At 70.6% G+C, this 16530-nt stretch carries 16 protein-coding genes; 3 read left to right on the forward strand and 13 right to left on the reverse strand.

What is annotated here, in order from left to right:
* Positions 1-54: 54 nt before the first annotated feature.
* Together groL and groES are read right to left on the reverse strand one after the other, a co-directional pair.
* Positions 55-1674 (reverse strand): chaperonin GroEL, encoded by a 1620-nt coding sequence (gene groL, locus KME78_RS24175; RefSeq protein ID WP_219531433.1) that lies wholly within the window; start codon positions 1672-1674, stop codon positions 55-57.
* 84 nt (positions 1675-1758) lie between these two features.
* Positions 1759-2070 carry a co-chaperone GroES gene (gene groES, locus KME78_RS24180; RefSeq protein WP_184958020.1) on the reverse strand — a complete coding sequence of 104 codons (312 nt, stop codon included), beginning with the start codon at positions 2068-2070 and terminating at the stop codon, positions 1759-1761.
* Positions 2071-2662: 592 nt separating this feature from the next.
* On the opposite strand from groES, the gene KME78_RS64550 reads away from it, so the two are divergent.
* Complete coding sequence (locus KME78_RS64550) at positions 2663-4372, forward strand: THUMP-like domain-containing protein (RefSeq protein ID WP_308127115.1); 1710 nt, start codon at positions 2663-2665, stop codon at positions 4370-4372.
* A gap of 178 nt (positions 4373-4550) precedes the next feature.
* Positions 4551-6509 carry a coiled-coil domain-containing protein gene (locus KME78_RS24195; protein ID WP_219531434.1) on the forward strand — a complete coding sequence of 653 codons (1959 nt, stop codon included), beginning with the start codon at positions 4551-4553 and terminating at the stop codon, positions 6507-6509.
* Positions 6510-6662: 153 nt separating this feature from the next.
* On the opposite strand, the gene sigJ is transcribed toward KME78_RS24195, so the two are convergent.
* On the reverse strand, positions 6663-7586 hold the full coding sequence (gene sigJ, locus KME78_RS24200) for an RNA polymerase sigma factor SigJ (RefSeq protein ID WP_219531435.1): 924 nt from the start codon (positions 7584-7586) through the stop codon (positions 6663-6665).
* 69 nt (positions 7587-7655) lie between these two features.
* Here sigJ and KME78_RS24205 point away from each other — a divergent pair, with 69 nt between their 5' ends.
* Complete coding sequence (locus tag KME78_RS24205) at positions 7656-8564, forward strand: NAD-dependent epimerase/dehydratase family protein (RefSeq protein WP_219531436.1); 909 nt, start codon at positions 7656-7658, stop codon at positions 8562-8564.
* On the opposite strand, the gene KME78_RS24210 is transcribed toward KME78_RS24205, so the two are convergent.
* From KME78_RS24210 to alr, 10 genes are all read right to left on the reverse strand, one after another.
* Entirely contained in the window at positions 8546-9181 is a 636-nt protein-coding gene (locus KME78_RS24210; protein ID WP_219531437.1) for a hypothetical protein, read from the reverse strand. The genes KME78_RS24205 and KME78_RS24210 overlap by 19 nt on opposite strands.
* A 248-nt stretch (positions 9182-9429) precedes the next feature.
* Positions 9430-10461, reverse strand: a complete 1032-nt coding sequence (tsaD, locus tag KME78_RS24215) for a tRNA (adenosine(37)-N6)-threonylcarbamoyltransferase complex transferase subunit TsaD (protein WP_219531439.1) — start codon at positions 10459-10461, stop codon at positions 9430-9432.
* A complete protein-coding gene (gene rimI, locus KME78_RS24220; protein WP_246651762.1) occupies positions 10454-10921 on the reverse strand; it encodes a ribosomal protein S18-alanine N-acetyltransferase in 468 nt (155 codons plus the stop codon). The genes tsaD and rimI overlap by 8 nt, the downstream gene beginning before the upstream one ends.
* Positions 10918-11562 carry a tRNA (adenosine(37)-N6)-threonylcarbamoyltransferase complex dimerization subunit type 1 TsaB gene (tsaB, locus tag KME78_RS24225; protein ID WP_219531441.1) on the reverse strand — a complete coding sequence of 215 codons (645 nt, stop codon included), beginning with the start codon at positions 11560-11562 and terminating at the stop codon, positions 10918-10920. The genes rimI and tsaB overlap by 4 nt, the downstream gene beginning before the upstream one ends.
* A gap of 27 nt (positions 11563-11589) precedes the next feature.
* A complete protein-coding gene (locus KME78_RS24230) occupies positions 11590-12519 on the reverse strand; it encodes a phosphotransferase family protein (RefSeq protein ID WP_219531443.1) in 930 nt (309 codons plus the stop codon).
* On the reverse strand, positions 12516-13052 hold the full coding sequence (locus tag KME78_RS24235) for a class F sortase (protein WP_219531445.1): 537 nt from the start codon (positions 13050-13052) through the stop codon (positions 12516-12518). The genes KME78_RS24230 and KME78_RS24235 overlap by 4 nt, the downstream gene beginning before the upstream one ends.
* Positions 13053-13055: 3 nt before the next feature.
* A complete protein-coding gene (locus KME78_RS24240) occupies positions 13056-13748 on the reverse strand; it encodes a hypothetical protein (RefSeq protein ID WP_219531446.1) in 693 nt (230 codons plus the stop codon).
* Positions 13749-13885: 137 nt separating this feature from the next.
* Positions 13886-14350, reverse strand: coding sequence for a tRNA (adenosine(37)-N6)-threonylcarbamoyltransferase complex ATPase subunit type 1 TsaE (gene tsaE, locus KME78_RS24245; RefSeq protein ID WP_308127116.1), 465 nt, complete (start codon positions 14348-14350; stop codon positions 13886-13888).
* Positions 14350-15399, reverse strand: coding sequence for an alpha/beta fold hydrolase (locus KME78_RS24250; protein ID WP_219531448.1), 1050 nt, complete (start codon positions 15397-15399; stop codon positions 14350-14352). The genes tsaE and KME78_RS24250 overlap by 1 nt, the downstream gene beginning before the upstream one ends.
* Complete coding sequence (gene alr, locus KME78_RS24255) at positions 15396-16526, reverse strand: alanine racemase (RefSeq protein WP_219531662.1); 1131 nt, start codon at positions 16524-16526, stop codon at positions 15396-15398. The genes KME78_RS24250 and alr overlap by 4 nt, the downstream gene beginning before the upstream one ends.
* Between the last annotated feature and the right edge of the window lie 4 nt (positions 16527-16530).

A 16530-nucleotide genomic window follows, 5' to 3' on the forward strand; every position in this document is an offset into this window, starting at 1 on the left:
AGAACACGGCCCGCACCCAGAGAACAGGCGCGAACCGTGTAAAGGAGAAGCTGGTCAGTGACCGTGGCCGTGACCGTGGCCCCCACCGGCGGGAGCGGACTCCTCCTCCGGCTTGTCGACGACGAGCGCCTCGGTGGTGAGGAGCATGCCGGCGATGGACGCGGCGTTCTGCACGGCCGAGCGGGTGACCTTGACCGGGTCGATGACGCCCTGGCTGAGCAGGTCGCCGTACTCGCCCGTGGCGGCGTTGAGGCCGTTGCCCGCGGACAGCTCCGAGACCTTGTGGGTGACCACGTAGCCCTCGAGACCGGCGTTCTCGGCGATCCAGCGCGTCGGCTCGACCAGCGAGCGGCGGACGATGGCGACACCGGTCGCCTCGTCGCCCGTCAGGCCGAGGTCGTCGAGGTCCTTGGAGACGTGGATCAGCGCGGAGCCACCGCCGGAGACGATGCCCTCCTCGATCGCGGCGCGCGTAGCGGAGATCGCGTCCTCGAGCCGGTGCTTCTTCTCCTTGAGCTCCACCTCGGTGGCAGCGCCGACGCGCAGCACGCACACGCCGCCGGCCAGCTTGGCCAGGCGCTCCTGGAGCTTCTCGCGGTCCCAGTCGGAGTCGGACTGCTCGATGGCGAGCTTGATCTCCTTGACCCGGTCCTCGATCGCCTTCGCGTCGCCGGCGCCGTCGACGATGGTCGTGGCGTCCTTGGTGACGACGATGCGGCGAGCGGTGCCGAGCACCTCAAGGCCGACGTTCTCGAGCTTGAGACCGACTTCCTCGCTCACGACCTGGCCACCGGTGAGGATGGCGATGTCCTGCAGCATCGCCTTGCGGCGGTCGCCGAAGCCCGGGGCCTTGACGGCCACGGAGGTGAACGTGCCACGGATCTTGTTGGTGACCAGAACGGCCAGGGCCTCGCCCTCGACGTCCTCGGCGACCACGAGCAGCGCCTTCTTGGTCTGGGCGATCTGCTCGAGCAGCGGCAGGAAGTCCGCGATCGAGGAGATCTTGCCCTGGGTGAGCAGAATGTAGGCGTCTTCGAGGACGGCCTCCATGCGCTCGGGGTCGGTCACCATGTACGCCGACAGGTAGCCCTTGTCGAACTGGAGGCCCTCGGTGAACTCGAGCTCCATGCCCATGGCGTTGGACTCTTCGACGGTGAGAACACCGTCCTTGCCGACCTTGTCGAACGCCTCGGCGATCAGGTCGCCGATCTTGGCGTCCTGGGCGGAGATGGTCGCGACGTTCGCGATCTCCTTCTTGTCCTCGACCGGGCGCGCGCTGGCGAGCAGCTTGTCGCTGATCGCCTTGGCGGCCTTGTCGATGCCGCGCTTGAGCGACAGCGGCGAGGCGCCGGCCGCCACGTTGCGCAGACCCTCGCGGACCATCGCCTGGGCCAGGACGGTCGCGGTGGTGGTGCCGTCACCAGCGACGTCGTTGGTCTTGGTGGCGACTTCCTTGGCGAGCTGGGCGCCGAGGTTCTCGTAGCGCTCCTCCAGCTCGATCTCACGAGCGATGGTCACGCCGTCGTTCGTGATCGTCGGAGCACCGAACTTCTTGTCGATGACGACGTTGCGGCCACGGGGGCCGAGGGTTACCTTCACGGCGTCCGCGAGGGCGTTGACGCCGCGCTCAAGCGCGCGGCGGGCGTCCTCGTCGAACGCTAGGATCTTCGCCATGCTGAAAGTCCTCTCCTAGCGTCGAAAGCCCCGGCCGCACGCGCTCGAACGAGAAGCGCGCGCCCGGGGCCCGACGCATCCGGCTTACTTCTCGATGATCGCGAGAACGTCGCGGGCGGAGAGCACGAGGTACTCCTCGCCGCCGTACTTGACCTCGGTGCCGCCGTACTTGCTGTAGAGGACGATGTCGCCCTCGGCGACGTCAAGCGGAATGCGCTTGTCGCCGTCCTCATCCCAGTTGCCCGGGCCCACCGCGAGGACCTTGCCCTCTTGCGGCTTCTCCTTGGCGGTGTCAGGGATGACCAGGCCGGAAGCGGTCGTCTGCTCGGCCTCAAGCGGCTGAACCACAATGCGGTCGCCGAGCGGCTTAACGGGAACCTTGGTGGCGGTCGTCACGATCGGACCTCCCCTTCAGATTTGAATGATCTAGAAGAGGCGACCAGCGGGGCCTGCCGTCGCGGGTGTCAGACCTGCCTCGTCGCACGTTGGCACTCTCAAGGGGAGAGTGCCAACAGGAAACATATGCAAGAGGGGCTTGACAGTCAACACGAACGCGTCTGCTCAGAGCGATCAGGCCCAAGAGGTTGCCCAAGGTTGAGGGTAAATGGGGTGACACGTGCTCGTGGCGTACGGGGGATGCGTGAGTGCACACGAGTACCCGCTTTACGCGCACAGCGGACACATCACGCCGCCCGCCGCATCTGGCCAGGCAGACGCGCCGACTACCCGCCCAACCCGGACGGGCACACGCGTCAGGCCACCCGCCCAACCCGGTCGTTCCACCCACCCGCCACACGGACGGGCAGACCTGTCCCTGCCACCCGCCGTACCCGTCAAGGACCCGCCACGCCTCGGACGGGCGCATACGTCAGAGCGCCCACCACACCTACAGGCAGCCACTCGTCCCTTCACCGCCGCCTTCGTGCCTATGGGGTCGCGGACGGGCCGGGGCCTGGAGCGTGGCGGAGAGGCGCTAGCGTGGTGTGACGTGGATCTCGACGCCTTCACCGAGTTGCTCACCCCGCGCGGGCAGCGCGCTCTGGCTGAGGCCGTCGAGCTGGTGGGAGCCGACCCGGTGGCCGCGGCGACGAGACTGCGGAGGACCTACGACGCCGCGCTCACGTCGGCCGCGCTCACCCAGGCGGGACTACGCGACCGCGCCAGAGCCAAGTTCGGCATCGACGCGGCCAGCATGTACTTCACTCCACACGGCCTGGAGCAGGCCACCCGCGCCGAGGTCGGCACCCACCGCGCCCGCCGCCTGACCACACTCACCGACGGAACGCGGGCCGCATCCGGCGAAGTGCAGGGCGCAGCCAGGGAAACGCGGGTTACGGCCGGTGGAGCGCAAGGCTTGGCCAGTGGAACGCGGGTGGTGGACGTCTGCTGCGGGATCGGCGGCGACTTCATCGCGCTGGCCCGCGCCGGGTGCGTCGTGGACGCCGTGGACCTCGATCCGCTGACCGTCGCAGTCGCCCGGGCGAACGCAGAAGCGCTAGGGCTCGGGGATCGGGTCACCGTCCGGGTGGGTGACGCCGCGATGGTCTCGCCGGAGGGCTACGACTGGCTGTTCGCCGACCCCGCCCGCCGTACGAGCCGGGGCAGGACGTTCGACCCCATGGCCTACTCGCCGCCGTGGCCGGTCGTACTCGACCTGGTCGCCAGGGCCCCGCGGGCTTGCCTGAAGGTGGCTCCGGGGATCCCGTACGAGTTCATCCCGGCCGGCGCCGAAGCCGAGTGGGTGTCGTACAAGGGCGAGGTGAAGGAAGCATCCCTCTGGACGGGCTCCACCGCTACGACCAGCACCACAGAGGTCACCGACACCACGACCACGACCGGCGCCCCAGACACAACCAACACTCTCGAAACAGACGAAGCAACCACAAGCGGTGCCGCAGTTCCGATCGGCGCTGCGGACATGGCCGGCGCTACGGACACGGCCGACGCCACAGGGGTGCTCGGCGAGGGGGACACGATCGGCGATGCGGGTCCAAGCACCGCCGCAGACACAACCGGCGCTGTTGAGCGGCCGGGCGACGCGGTGCAACCGGCGACGCAGCCGGACGGCGCAGCGCCGCCAGCGACGCAGCCCGACGATGCGGCGCCACCGGCGAAGCTACCCAGCAGCGCAGTGCCACCAGCGACGCAGCCCAACGGCGCGGTGCGGCTGACGATGCAGCCCAACGGCGCAGCGCCACCGACGACGCAGCCCAACGGGGCGGTACCACCGACGGCACTGCCCGGTGGAGCGGTGCGGCGGGCGACGTTGTTGCCCGGTGGGGAAACACTCGTCGCCCGCGGGGTCGAGGCGCCGATCGGTCCCGTCGGGCGCTATGTGTACGAGCCCGACGGGGCCGCGATCCGTGCACACCTCGTCGGGGAGGTCGCCGAGATGGTCAATGGCCGCCTCCCCGACCCGATGATCGCCTACATCACGAGCGATGAGGCGTTCGACACCCCGTGGGCCGCGCGTTACTCGGTGGAAGAAGTGCTGCCGTTCTCGCTGAAGCGCCTCCGCGCCGCCCTTCGCGAGCGGCAAATCGGAAATGTCGTCATCAAGAAGCGGGCCTCGGCAGTCGACATCGAGCGGCTCAGAAATGACCTTCGGCTTTCTGGCGATAAATCAGCGGTAATCATCCTGACCCGCATCATGAATAAGCCTTCCGTCCTGATTTGCCAGGCCGCCCCACCTGCATAAATGACAAATCCGGGCGTTCCCGGGCCAATACCTATCTTTCACTTCGCCCCTGACTTACCTTGATCGAGAGGCTAAGGTGGGCACGCTGGCGGTTAGCCGCGCTCTCTTTCTTCCATCTGCAAACCGGACCTATCCCACCGCTGCGCGGCAGACCGTCGGCGAGCGAAGGAGCCTTTCGGTGGATCACTCCAACCACACCACCCTTCTACAGGCAGGCGGCGATTCCGCCATCTCCGAAAGGATGCGGGACCTGCTCGCGCGTGCTTCCCAGGATCACGTGTACGAGCAGCGCACCCAGGGCGCCGTCCTCGACGAGATCCGCCAGCGCCTCGAAGGTATGGAGTGGCTGCTGCGCGAGGTCCGCGAGCGGGAGCTTGGCGGGCTGAGCGGCACGCTCGAGACGGTGAGCGGGCGGCTTGACGACATCGCGGCCAAACCGCCGATGTGGGCCGAGGGCCTCGCCCAGCATGTGGAGGCGGTACGCGACCACGTTGACGCCGTCGGCGAGCAGGTGGGCACCGTTGACGCGCATGTGGAGTCGGTTCATCAGCGGGTGGCGCCGGTGTCGGAGCTGCCGGGGCTCTGGGCCGAGGTCGGCAGCGTCGGCGACAACGTGGACGAGGTGCTCAAGAAGCTGCAGTCGGTCCTCGACTGCACCGACGGCATCACCCAGCGGATGGGTGACCTGGGCACGAGGCTGGGCCAGCTCACCACGGGCATGGAGGCCGCCGCCAGCCGCTTCACCCGCATCGACAAGTCACTCGCCGAGCTGACCGCCCGCACCGACCGCATCGAAGGCGCGGTGCTGGAGCTGCCCGACGGCTTCGAAGGCAAGCTCGCCGCCACGGCCGAGCAACTCGACGGCAAGCTCGCCGCCACCGTCAACCAACTCGACGGCAGGCTCACCGCCACAACCGAGCAGCTCGACGACAAGCTCACCGCCACCGCTGCGCAACTCACCGCCGCCACCGACCAGCTCGACAGCAAGCTCACCGCCACCGCCAACCAACTCGGCGGCAAGCTCACCGCGGCGACGGACCGCCTCGGCGCCCAGGTGGACGGCACCGAGCAACGCCTCACCGGCCGCCTGGACGACACCGAGCAGCAGCTGGCCGATCTGGACCAGCGACTCGCCGGCCGCCTGGACAAGACCGAGCAGGCCCTGACCACGCGCATCGACAAGACCGAGCAGGCCGTGACCGCGCGTCTCGACAAGACCGAGCAAGGTCTCACCGCCCGTCTAGGCGAGTCCGTGCAGCGCCTGTCCGGCCGCTTCGACGAGACCGAGCAGCGCCTGGCCGGTCGCCTCGACGCCGTCGACGGCAAACTGCTCGACGCCCACAGCGGGCTAGGCGGCGTCGACCAGCACCTCAGCTCCGTCAACAGCCACCTGACCACGGTCAACAGCCACCTGTCCCGCCACGACGACCGGTTCGACGCGCTCGACGGCAGAGTCGACGGCCACTTCATCCGGCTCGACGAACGCCTGGCCGTCGCCGACCGGCACCTCACCGAGTCCGCCACCCGCAACGAGGGCCGCTTCAACCAACTCGACAACGGCCTGGAGTCACTCGACGAACGCCTGGGCGAGGTGGAGGAGCGCCTGACCACCCGCTTCGACAGCCTGGACAACCAGCTCACCGGCGTCAACGCCACCGTGACGGGCCTGAGCGAGAGGCTCACCGAGGTCGACCTCTCCGTAACCGGCCTGAACACCCATCTGGCCGGCGTCGACACCTCGATCAACGGCCTCGGCACCCAGCTCAACAGCGTGGAGACCAACCTGACCGGTCTGGCCGTACGCGCCGAACAGGCCGGCGAGCACCTCGAAGCCGTCGACGACCGCATCGAGGCCGTCAACCAGCGCATCGGCCAGCTGCCCGCGACGCTCAGCATCGGCGAGCGGGTGCGCGAGCTCCTCGACTCCCAGACCACCGACCAGGGCGAGCGCCTGGCCGCCGCCGCGTCCGCGCTCACGGAGCTGGTCGCGGCACGCCCCGACCGCTCCGAGCTCACCCAGACGGTCACCGACATCGTCGAGCCCGCCACGGGCGACCTCACCAAGCGCCTGGGCGCCCTGGAGGAGACCATGCTCGCCCTCGCCGAAGCCCTCCTGCGCCCCACAAGAAAAGACTGACCTCCCTGTACGGCACAGCCAAGGTCACCCGCACGCGCCGACCTGGGCGCGCGACCTTCCTGGCCGGTCGTGAACGCTCACGGGGTTCCCGCCGTGACGACGCGCATTCTGGGCCGTCGCCGGGGCAGGCCGACCCCCCGTCGCACCGGCCCCTCAGGACAAATGCGAGAGCTTGTCCGGGTTCACCAGCCCATACACCCCGCCCACCCGAATACCCGTCTCATCCGGCTCCACGGTAACCGCCACTCGAACCTCCCCACCGTCCAGCAGCAGGAACGTCGGAGACACCGCCGTCTCCACCCACCGGACGTCCAGCCCCGCGTACCGGGGAACGATTCCGGTGAGCACCCGCGCCACCCGGTCCGCCCCATAGATCGGGCGCAGCGACGCCCGCACCCGGCCACCCCCGTCGTTCCACATGATGACGTCCGGAGACAACACCGCCAGCAGGTCGGCGAGGCTGCCGCCCGCCATCGCGGCAACGAAGCGCTCGGCCACCTCACGCGCCACCTGAGGATCGGCCGGGTAACGTGGGCGACGGGCCTGGACGTGTTCGCGGGCCCGGCGGGCGAGTTGGCGAGCCGCCGCCGGTGTGCGGTCCAGGATGCGGGCGATCTCGGCATGCTCGAACCCGAACGCCTCCCGCAGCACGAACGCCGCCCGTTCCAGCGGTGACAGCGTCTCCAGCACGACCAGCAGGCCCGTGGTGACGTTCTCGGCGGCCGTCACCGGGTAGTCGGGGGTCACCAGCGGCTCGGGCAGCCACGGGCCGGGATAGTCCTCTCTTGCGGCACGCAGGCCGCGCAGCCGCTCCAGGGCCCGCCGGACGGCGATGCGGACGAGGTAGGCGCGCGGATTGTCCACGCGGACCAGGTCGACACCGGCCCAGCGCAGCCAGGTGTCCTGCACGACGTCCTCGGCGTCGGCCACGCTGCCGAGCATGTCGTAGGCCAGGGTGAACAGCAGGTTCCGATGCTCCCAGAACACCGCCTCAGCATCGGCCACGATCCCCTCCAGCTCCCCCAGGCGGTTTCGGCCCACCGTAACGGGCAGGTAGGTCACCTCCCCGCTCGCCATGTCACATCGAACGCCCCGCCACGCATCTGTTGCGTGAGAACACCACCACCACACGACAAGGAAGCAGGTATGAAGGTACTTCTGGCAGGAGCCACCGGCACCGTCGGCACCGAGCTGATCCCCCAGCTGATCTCCGCCGGCCACTCCGTGCTCGGCCTCACCCGTACCGAGCGCGGTGCCGCCAAGCTGGCGGAGGCGGGCGTGACCGGCCTGGTCGCGGACATGATGGACCGAGACGCCCTGCTCGCCGCGGTGAAGGGTCATCAGGCCGACGCGGTGATGCACCAGGCGACGGCGATCACCGGCGTGCCGCTGTTCCACCGCGCGCTGTATCCGACCGGCGCGCTGCGCGAGCGGGGCACGGCCAACCTGATCGCGGCCGCCGAGGAGGTCGGCGCGCGCCGCTTCGTCACGCAGTCGTTCTTCCTCGGGTACGGCTACCGCGACCACGGCCCGGAACCGGTGACCGAGGACCGGCCGTTCGCCGAACCCGCCAGGGGCCCGTTCGGCGTGCACATGAGGACGATTCGCGCCAACGAGGAGCAGGTGTTCAACACACCGGGCATCGAGGGCATCGCCCTGCGCTACGGCCTGTTCTACGGCCCCGAGGTGACCACGCGGAAGATGATGGCCATGGCGAGGCGGCGGATGCTGCCGGAGGTGCACCCAGCCAGCGTCATCTCGCTCGTGCACATCCACGACGCCGCTTCGGCCGCCGTCGCCGCGCTCGACCGGGGTCGGCCCGGTCAGGCGTACAACGTCGCTGATGACGAGCCGGTGGCGTTCGACGAATACGTCCGGGCGCTGGCCCGGGCGGCGAAGGCCCCCGCGCCGCCGCGGGTGCCCGGCTGGTTGCTGACGCCGGTGCCGTACATGCGGGCCTTCATGACGGGCGTTCGCATCCGGATATCCAGCGAACGCGCGAAACGGGAGCTCGGCTGGGCGCCCGCCTACCCCTCCTATCGCGACGGCCTGTGAGCCGCCACAGGCGCGGTGGGCCGGGCGTGGCGGCGCCGCCAGTACGCGACGGTGAGCGCTGCCAGCAGCGGGCCCCACAGCAGCAGCGGCGCGTAGGCGGCGACGGCCAGCAGGCCCTGCCAGTCGTGGAACTCCAGAGGGAAGTCCGCGGCCAGCGGCCGGCCATGGATGTCGCGGCCGGCTGAGGTGGTGACCGCCGCCATCGTCCACAGCCAGGTGAGGGCGACCGCGCCGAGCCCGGCGGGGACACAGGCGACCAGCACCGGAACCCGCTTCCCGCGCAGGCCCGGGATCCAGCGCGGGAACACCTCGCCCCACGCGGAGATCAGCCCGATGGCGGTGAACGCGACCAGCTCGGAGAAGATCGACAGCAGCACCACGTACAGCTCCATCGGCAGCCAGGACGGGATGTCCCCGGCGCCCTGCTCGCCGTGGCCGATCGGCAGGTGCAAGGTGACCGCCGCGATCCGCCAGAGGCTGGCCGGCAGCACGGTGAACGGGATGGCGTAGGCCGCGATCCGCGCCCAGCGGGGCACTCCGGGCACAGGGGCATGGGCGGCCGTCCAGGCGGCGCGTAGCCGCCCGGTGGTGGGCGGCATTTCGGTGAGGGTGGTCATCCGCGGTCCTTCGGGCCTGCGGGCATGGCTTGCCCGACCTGCTCCGAAGATCGCAGCCGCCTCAGGGCAGGCTCATCGCCCGCCGGAGGGAACCGCCTCCCCCGCACGGGGGAACGGCCCCCGACACACCCGTCACGCGCCCCAAAACCGGCCGCACCCCATCACACACCCGAAGACCGGCCGCACTCCGTCACACGCCCGAAGACCTGCCGCACTCCCTCGCACGCACCGACGACCGGTGCGACGGCTCACACGTGCACGGTCGTGATCGGCATCGACGAGTCAGCCGGGATGTCCAGCGCCGACGGGGTGACCCCCGCCGCGACCAGGTCCGACCCCAGCGCCGCGACCATGGCGCCGTTGTCGGTGCACAGCCCGGGCCGCGGCACCCGCAACCGTACGCCCGCCGCGTCGCACCGCTCCTGGGCCAGAGCGCGCAGCCGGGAGTTGGCCGCGACACCCCCGCCGATCAGCAGGTCGCGCACCTCGTACTTCCGGCAGGCCTGCAGCGCCTTGCGCGTCAGCACGTCGACCACGGCCTCCTGGAAGGAAGCCGCCACGTCGGGCACGTGGATGGACTCGCCGGCCGTCTCGCGGGCCTCCACCCAGCGCGCCACGGCGGTCTTCAGCCCGGAGAAGGAGAAGTCGAGCGTGCCGTCGTCGATCTTGCCGCGCGGGAAGGCGACGGCCGTGCCCGAGCCGGAGGTGGCCGCCTTGTCGATGTGCGGGCCGCCGGGGAACGGCAGGCCGAGCACCCGCGCCACCTTGTCGAACGCCTCACCGGCCGCGTCGTCCACGGTGGAGCCGAGCGAGATCACGTCTTCGGCGACGTCGGGCACGAGCAGCAGCGACGAGTGGCCGCCCGACACCAGCATGGCGATGCACGGTTTGGGCAGCGGGCCGTGTTCGAGCTGGTCGACGGCGACGTGGGCGGCCAGGTGGTTGACGCCGTAGAGGGGTACGCCGAGGCCGAGCGCGTAGGACTTGGCCGCGGCTACGCCGACGAGCAGCGCCCCGGCCAGCCCCGGACCCGCGGTGACGGCGATCGCGTCGATGTCCGCGAACTTCAGCCCGGCCTGTGCCAGCGCGGCCTCCACCGTCGGCGTCATCGCCTCCAGGTGGGCCCGCGAGGCGACCTCGGGCACCACGCCGCCGAACCTGGCGTGCTCTTCCATGCTGGAGGCGATCGTGTTGGCCAGCAGCGTGTGGCCCCTGACGATGCCGATGCCGGTCTCGTCGCAGGACGTCTCGATGCCCAGGACTAGGGGTGCGTCAGCCATCCAGCTTCCTTCTCATCATGATCGCGTCGGTGCCGTCGTCGTAGTAGCGGCGGCGCCGGCCGATCACCTCGAACTCGAAGTGTTCGTAGACCCCCCGCGCCTGCGGGTTGTCGGCGCGCACCTCGAGGAAGATCTCCCGCGCCGCGCGCCGGCCGGCCTCGGCCAGCAGCTCCGTCAGCAGCGCGCCGCCGATCCCGGTGCCCTGATGCGGGTGGTCGACCGCGATGGTCTGAACGTCGGCCTGGTCGGCCGCGGCGGCCAGCCCGGCGTAGCCGACGATCTCCTCGCCGACGATGGCCACCACGTAGTGCCTGGTCCGGGGCTGGTCGGCCAGCTCGCCGCGGAGCATGCCCTCGCTCCACGCGTCCATCGGGAACGTGTTGCGCTCGATCCCCATGACCGCCGGCAGGTCGGCCTCGGTCATCTGCCGGAGCTTCACGTCCGCCTGCCGGGGCTTCATGCCGTCACCCTCTTGGGCGCGCCGGGCACCACCGCGTCGGGTCGCCGCAGGTAGATCGGGCGCGGCGGGCCGAGCTCCACCCCCGCCGCGATGCGCTCGGCCGCCAGGGCGGCCAGGAACCCGGCGTAGGGGTACGGCGGAGCGTCGGATCGCCCCAGGAGGTCGGGGTAGAGCCCGGCCCCGGCACCGGCCACGGGCAGGCCGTCCACCGGCACGTCGGCGGGCCGGTCGACGAACGGCCCGTCGAGCCTGGTGCGCGCGTCGGAGTAGCGGGCCCAGAACACCTCCTTGCGCCGCGCGTCGGTGGCGACCAGGAACGGTTCGGTGAACCCGCTGCCGTAGGCGACGGCGTCGAGGGTGCAGATGCCGTACGCGGGAACGCCCAGCGTGGTGGCGAGCCCCTGCGCGGTCATCAGCCCCACGCGCAGCCCCGTGTAGGGGCCGGGACCGCTGCCCGCTACGACGGCGGTGACGTCGGACAGGACGGCACCCGCCTCGCGCAGCACGGTTTCGACGGTGGGGACGAGCAGCTCGCCGTGTCGCCGGGCGTCGATCGTCGTCGACTCGGCGAGCACTCGCTGCCCGTCATGGAGGGCGGCCGTGACGGCGGGCGTCGCGGTATCAAAGGCCAGGACCAGCACGACTGTTTAGCCTACCTGCCTGGCGGGTCACGCCCAGCCGGTGCGCAGTTTCAGCCAGTCGAGCGCCACGACGCCCTGCGCCCGCTGGAACGCCCTGACCGTGGGCAGGCCGGGCGGCGGCGGCCGGCGACCCTGCCGTGCGAAGTATCCCGCGAACGCGGCGATCACCGCGGTGGCGGCGGGATCGGGGTCGGGGAACAGCTCCTGCGGCGGCGGTCCGCCCTGCATGGCGACCGACGGCAGCATGCCCAGGAAATCGAACCAGCTCGCGCCGACGCAGGCCCACGGCCAGTCGACCACGTAGACGCGGTCCTCGGTGAGCAGCAGGTTGTCGGCCCGCAGATCGGCGTGGAGCAGCGTGTCACCGGCGGCGGCCTCGCCCCAGCCGGACTCCAGCTCGGCCAGCGCGCCGAGGTGGCGCATCGCCCAGGGGTCGAGACCGGTGGTGTCCTCGTCGAGCAGCGAGCGCCAGCCGCGGAAGGCCTGCCCGAACAGCTCCGCGACCGGCGGCGCCTCGATCGGCGGGGGCGTGAGCGCGGCGGACATGCGCCGTACGGCCTCCATCACCCGGTCGAGCTCGTCGCGGCGCCAGGGCAGCTCGGGGTGGCGGCCCTCGATGTCCTCGAAGACCAGCACCACCCAGCCCTCGACCTCGACGTCGTACTGGAGCCGCGGCGCGGGCACGGACTCGGGCAGGGCGCCGGCGATCTTGGCCTCGGCCTGGTAGAGGCGGACGCTGTCGGGGTTCGGCTCCGGGCCGACGGCTTTGACGAAGGCGCGCCGGCCGTTCGCGGCGCGGAGCCGGACCGCCGCCGCGGGCGAGAACCCGCCCTGCTGCGTCACGGCCTCGGTCACGGGAGCGCCGAGGAACTCCTCGACGGCCGCGCGGGCGGCCGGGTGCACCTCCGGCCAGGGAACCCGCGCTCCCGAGGCAGGCGGATTGGTCTCATTACTCACGCTCGGGAAGCGTAGACGATGATGTTGTCGAGGTATTCGCCCTTGGCGTAGTCGAACTTGCCGCCACAGGTCACCAGCTTGAGGCCGTCCCCACCGTAGACGCGATCGGCCGGGAAGTGCTCCTTCGCCACCTGCTCGATCGAGTCGACCTTGTACTTGACGACCTTGCCGTCACTCCGCTCGACCTTGACGATCTCGCCCTTGCGTACCTGCCTGAGCTTGTAGAACACCGCCGGAGCCGTCTTGGTGTCGACGTGGCCGATGATGACCGAGGCGCCCTTGTCGCCGGGCACCGCGCTGCCGGTGTACCAGCCGGCCATCTTGGGCTTCTCGTACGGCGGCAGCTCGACCTCGCCGTCCTTGCTCAGGCCGAGCTTCATCAGCGGCGCCTCGACCTCGATCGACGGGATGTCGATGCTCTGGGGCACGACGGAGCCGGTCGTCTTGGTGGTGTTCTGGTACGACTTGCCGAACGCGACCAGCAACAGCCCGGTGACGGCTCCCGCGAGGACCACGCGTCCAGGTCGGGCCATCGGCTAACCCCGGATGCGGCGCTTGATCAGCAGCCCGGCGGCCGCCAGCACGGCCGCGCCGACCAGCACGCCGCCGACCGGCATCCCCGAATCCTCGTCGATGTCCTTGCCGAAGGTGCCGCCACCGCCCGCCCGAGGTGCCTTGGTGGGCTTGGTGTCGTCGTCCGCGGTGTCCGCGGTCGCCTTGGCGACCTGCAGGGTGGCCTTGCCGGTGTCGTTGGTGCCGTCGCACTTGACCTCGACCAGGTAGGAGCCGCGCTTGATCGTGCTCGACACCTGGGCCTCGCCGCGTACCCACGGGTTCGCGGCCGTGACACGGCCGGTCGGCGTGGGCGTGGCCGTGGCGGCGGCCGGCGCGGTGGTCAGCGGCACGCCGCTGAGGAACGCCTTGGACTCGGCGGTGCCCGTGTGCGCGGGGCCGCCGTTGGGGACCGGGCAGTTCGCTAAGATCCACACCTTGGAGTTCTCACCCGCGGTGACCTTCGCGGGGCTCAACTGCACGAGGATGGGCTTCCTGCTGGCGGTCGGGGTGGCGCCGAGCGTGGGGGTGGTGCTGACCGAGGCTGATGGCGTGGCGGTCGGTGTGGTCTGGGCGGAGGCTGTGCAGCCGACCGCGCCGATCATGACGATGGCTCCCGCGTACGCGACTCGCCTGACCCTGAGCACCGCCGCACCCCACTCCGCGCCGTCCTTCACCAAGCATCCACCAAAAAAGTGGACGCCGCCCCTCCTGATACCCAGATTTTCTGGGCGAACCCTTACCAATGATCATGATTTCTATCGATGGTGAGGTAGATCAAGGGTGACAGCTTTGCCGGAAGACAGGGCGGATTTTACTTTTCCGCAGGTTCGGACGGCGTGTCGGCCCAGCGGGCGCCGACGCCGCGCAGCGTCACGACGCGGGCGTCGTCTCCGCTCTCGCGGTCGATGTGGATCTCCAGCCGGTCGTCGGACAGCCCTTCGACCAGTCCCTCGCCCCACTCCACGACCGTCACCGACTCGTCGAGCGAGGCGTCGAGGTCGAGGTCGTCGACCTCCAGGTCACCGCCCAGCCGGTAGGCGTCGGCGTGGACGAGGGGCGGGCCCTGCCGCAGCGACGGGTGCACCCTGGCGATCACGAACGTGGGCGAGGTGATCGGGCCGCGTACCTTGAGCCCTTCGGCGATGCCCTGCACGAGCGTGGTCTTGCCCGCGCCGAGGGGGCCGGACAGGATGATCAGGTCGCCGGGGCGCAGCAGGTCGGCCAGGCGGGCGCCGTAGGAACGCATGTCCTCGGCGGTCGGGAGTCTCTGCGCCACTACAGCTCCACTCGCTTGATCAGGTCGCGCAGCGCGTCGTTGACCTCGCCGGGGCGCTCCAGCTGGATCAGGTGCGAAGTGTCCGGCACCTCGGTGAGCTGGGCCTTGGGCAGCGCGGCGGCGATCGCCTTGCTGTGCTCGGGCGGCGTCAGCCAGTCCTTGTCACCGACCAGGATCGCGGTCGGCACCGGGTCGAGGACGTGCAGGGCGGCCAGCTTGTCGTGGTTCATCAGTGCCGGGTAGAAGTCGGCGAACACCTCGGTCGGCGTCGCCCTGATCATCGTCTCGGCGAAGTCGACCAGGGTGGGGCTGACGTTCTTGGAGTCGCCGAAGCCCATGAGACGGGTCATCAGGAACGCGATGTCGCTGCCCGCGTGGCGGGTCTTGTCGACGAACGAGCCCCGCTTGCCCAGCATCGAGATCGTCGGTGGGGCGATCTTGTGCACGACCTTGGACAGCAGCGCGGGCAGGCCCAGGGTGAGCTCGGCCAGCTTGCCCGCCGAGGTGGCGATGAGCGACACCGCGCGGATCTTGTCACCGAACAGCTCGGGGTGGCGGTCGGCGAGCGCCATGATCGTCATGCCGCCCATGGAGTGGCCGACCAGCACGCACGGCCCGGGTACGAAACGGTCGATCACCTCGGCCAGATCGTCGCCCAGCCGGTCGATCGTGCTGTCCTCGGCGCTCGCGCGCTGGGAGCGGCCGTGGGAGCGCTGGTCCCACAGCACCATGCGGTAGCTGTCGCGCAGGTCACGGCGCTGGTAGTGCCACGACTCCAGGCTCAGGCAGTAGCCGTGGCAGAACACGATGGTCAGCGGCGCGTCCTCGGGCCCGTCGAGCTCGACGTGCAGGGCCGTGCTGTCGGAGGTGATGAGCGTGCGGTCCCGGCCGCGCAGCTCACCGAACCGCTCGCTGGCCTCGGCGTCGGGGCGCAGCCTCATGCGGCCCACCGCGTAGCGTTTGGCCAGTGCCGCGGCGGCCACACCGGCCGAAGCGGCACCGACGATCGCGCCGGCGATCCCGACCTTCCGCCGTGTTGTCGTCGTCATGTCCCTGATCCCCTATACACCCGCGGCACCCGCGAACCGATCCTGGTCACGATCTCATGCGTAATCGTGCCGAGGTTATCCGCCCACTCCTGAGCGGTCGGCTCACCCCTCCCGCCTGGCCCGAACAGGATGACCTCGTCCCCCGCGGCCAGCGGGTCGTCGCCCATGTCGATCATGAACTGGTCCATGCACACCCGGCCGGCTATCGCCCTGCGGCGACCGCCCGCCAGCACCTCCGCCCGCCCCGTCGCGTGCCTGAGGATCCCGTCGGCGTACCCGAGCGGCACCAGCCCAAGCGTGGTCTCGGAACTCGTGACATAAAGGTGTCCGTAGGACACTCCCGAGCTCTCCGGCACCCGCTTGGCCAGCGCGATCCGCGCCACCAGCGTCATGGCCGGCCGCAGCCCGAAGTCGCCCAGCTCGGGGACCGGGCTCAGCCCGTACATGGCGATGCCGGGCCGGACCATGTCGTAGTGGGTGCGCGGCAGCGTCAGGATCGCGGCGGAGTTGGCCAGGTGCCTGATGACGTGGGACCCGGCCGCGCCGGCCTGCTCGGCCTGCTTGAGCGCGGCCTCGAACGCGTCGATCTGCCGGTCGATCGAGCCGTGCCCCGGCACGTCCGCGCAGGCGAAGTGCGACCACAGGCCGACGATCTCGATGACGCCCTCGGCCTGGAGGGCGAGCGCCCTGGCCAGCAGCCCCGGCCAGGCGGCGAGCGGCGCGCCGCCCCTGCTCATGCCGGTGTCGGCCTCAAGGTGCGTCCGGGCGGTCCGCCCGGTGCGCCGCGCGGCTGCGGCGATCTCGTCGAGCAGCGCCTCGTCGGCCGCCGACAGCTCGATCTCGGCTTCGAGCGCCTCGTCGAGCGGCTCTCCCGGGGTGATGATCCAGGACAGCACCGGCGCGGTGATGCCACCGGCCCGCAGCGCGAGCGCCTCACGGATGTAGGCGGTGCCGAGCCTGCTCGCGCCGCCCTGCAGCACGGCCTCGGAGGTCGGGACGAGCCCGTGCCCGTAGGCGTCGGCCTTGACGGCCCCCAGCACTTCGGCGCCGCCCGCGCGCTCCTTGAGCAGCGCCACGTTGTGCCTGATCGCGGCCAGATCGACCCGCGCCTCCGCGGGCGTCGCCATCGGG

The organism is Nonomuraea guangzhouensis (assembly GCF_019396345.1).
Taxonomy (GTDB): Bacteria; Actinomycetota; Actinomycetes; order Streptosporangiales; family Streptosporangiaceae; genus Nonomuraea; species Nonomuraea guangzhouensis.